The organism is Brevundimonas diminuta ATCC 11568 (assembly GCF_000204035.1).
GTDB lineage: Bacteria > Pseudomonadota > Alphaproteobacteria > Caulobacterales > Caulobacteraceae > Brevundimonas > Brevundimonas diminuta.
The window spans coordinates 770,950-773,505 of the sequence record NZ_GL883086.1 but is presented as its reverse complement, the minus strand read 5'-3'; the positions used below and the strand labels follow the sequence as shown (position 1 = coordinate 773,505).

Genomic DNA, 2,556 nt, shown 5'->3' with positions numbered 1-2,556 from the left:
GTGGCCGGCGGGGTGGTGGTGTTGCGCTCGGGCGAGAACGCACGGGCCACCATCAAGGCCGTACGCGCCAAGCTCGAGACCCTGAAGGCGGGCCTGCCGCCGGGCGTGGAGGTCGTCACGACCTACGACCGTTCGCAACTGATCGACCGCGCCGTCTCCAACCTCAGCCGCAAGCTGATCGAGGAGTTCATCATCGTCGCGCTCGTCTGCGGCCTGTTCCTGTGGCACGCGCGTTCAGCGCTCGTCGCCATCCTGACCCTGCCGCTGGGAGTGCTGGCGGCCTTTCTGCTGATGCACGCCCAGGGGGTGAACGCCGACATCATGTCCCTGGGCGGGATCGCCATCGCCATCGGAGCCATGGTCGACGGGGCGATCGTCATGATCGAGAACGCCCACAAACGTATCGAACGATGGGAGCACGACCATCCCGACGAGAAACTGGTCGGCGAGGCGCGCTGGACGGTCATCACCGAGGCGGCGGCTGAGGTCGGTCCGGCGCTGTTCCTAAGCCTCGTGATCATCACCCTGTCGTTCGTGCCGGTTTTTTCGCTTCAGGCGCAGGAGGGGAGAATGTTCTCGCCGCTCGCCTTCACCAAGAGCTACGCCATGGCGGCGGCGGCCATCCTGTCCATCACTCTGGTTCCCGTATTGATGGGATATCTGATCCGGGGACGAATTCCCGCCGAGCAGAGCAATCCGATCAACCGCTGGCTGACGCGGCTCTATCGTCATCCACTGGACTGGGTGCTGAAGCGGCCAAGGGCCACCCTGGTCATCGCAGTCCTCGCATTCGCCACCACCGCCTGGCCCTTGAGCCAGCTGGGCGGTGAGTTCCTGCCGCCGATGGACGAGGGCGACCTGCTCTATATGCCCACGGCCCTGCCAGGACTGTCGGCCGCCAAGGCCGCTGAGCTTTTGCAGCAGACGGACCGAATGATTCTTTCTGTCCCCGAGGTCGCGACTGTGTTCGGCAAGGCGGGGCGGGCGGAGACCGCGACCGACGCCGCGCCGCTGGAAATGTTCGAGACCACGATCCAGTTCAAGCCGCGCGACCAGTGGCGGCCCGGCATGACGCCGGAGAAACTGGTCGAGGAACTGGACCGCGTCGTGCGCGCGCCGGGCCTGGCCAATCTCTGGGTGCCCCCGATCCGCAACCGCATCGACATGCTGGCGACCGGGATCAAGAGCCCGATCGGGGTCAAGGTCTCCGGGGCCGACCTGGCCGAGATCGACCGCATCGGCGGCGAGGTGGCGAAGGTCGCCAAGACCGTGCCGGGCGTCACCTCGGCCCTGGCCGAGCGGCTGACCGGGGGGCGCTATGTCGATATCGACATCGACCGGCATGCGGCGGGTCGATACGGGCTGAACATCGCCGATGTCCAGTCGATCGTATCCGGCGCCATCGGCGGCGAGACGATCGGCCAGACGGTCGAGGGCCTGGCCCGCTATCCGATCAATGTGCGCTATCCGCGCGAACTGCGTGACGATCTCGAGCAACTGCGGGCGCTGCCGGTCCTGACCCCGTCAGGCCAGCAGATCACCCTGGGCACGGTCGCGAAGCTGGAGATCGCCGACGGCCCGCCCATGCTGAAGTCCGAGAACGGCCGCCCTTCGACCTGGGTCTATGTCGATGTGCGGGGGCGCGATCTGGCGTCCGTCGTCACCGACCTGCAAAAGGTCGTGGCCAGGGACGTGCCTTTGAGCCCGGGCGTTACAATCGCCTATTCGGGGCAGTACGAATATCTGGAGCGGGCGGCGAACCGGCTCAAGATCGTGGCCCCTGCCACGCTCGTGATCATCTTCATCCTGCTGTATCTGACCTTCGGTCGTTTCGATGAGGCGCTGCTGATCATGGCCTCCTTGCCCTTCGCCCTGACCGGCGGAATCTGGATGCTCTACCTGCTGGGCTATCACCAGTCGGTGGCGACCGGCGTCGGCTTCATCGCCCTGGCCGGCCTTTCGGCCGAGTTCGGCGTAGTCATGCTGATCTACCTCAAGCACGCGCTGAGGGATCGGGGGCCGAACCCCGATCGCAGTCAGGTCGAGGCGGCGGTCCGTGAAGGGGCGCTTCTTCGGGTGAGGCCCAAGGCCATGACCGTCGCCGTCATCATCGCCGGCCTGGTGCCGATCCTGATCGGCCACGGCGCCGGATCGGAAATCATGAGCCGCATCGCCGCGCCGGTCATCGGCGGCATGCTGACCGCGCCCCTGCTGTCCATGCTGGTGATCCCGGCCGGATACCTCCTGCTTCGCCGTCGAAAGCGTCCATCCCCCACGTTCAACCCTGGAGAACCCAAATGAAACACGCCCTCATTCTCTCGGCCGGCCTGGCCATCAGCCTCGCAGCCTGCAACCAGAAAACGGAACCCGCGCCGGTCGAAGCGCCGGCCGCCGCTCCGGCGACTGCCGGCGACATGGCCGCCACGCCCATGGCGCCGGCCGAAACCGTCAAGTCGGGCGTCGGAACGGGCGTGATCACGAAGGTCGATGCGACGACAGGCTCCGTGACGATCGATCATGGTCCGATCCCGGGCGTCGACTGGCCCGCCATGACCA

General features: G+C 66.5%; 2 protein-coding genes. Both read left to right on the top strand.

Features of this window, described 5'->3' with window-relative positions; genetic code table 11:
• On the top strand, positions 1 to 2,301 hold a 2,301-nt coding region (locus BDIM_RS07485), incomplete at its 5' end, for an efflux RND transporter permease subunit (protein WP_040345411.1).
• Positions 2,298 to 2,556 (top strand): copper-binding protein (locus tag BDIM_RS18425; RefSeq protein WP_040345408.1); only part of this gene is annotated, 259 nt, incomplete at its 3' end. The genes BDIM_RS07485 and BDIM_RS18425, both read left to right, overlap by 4 nt.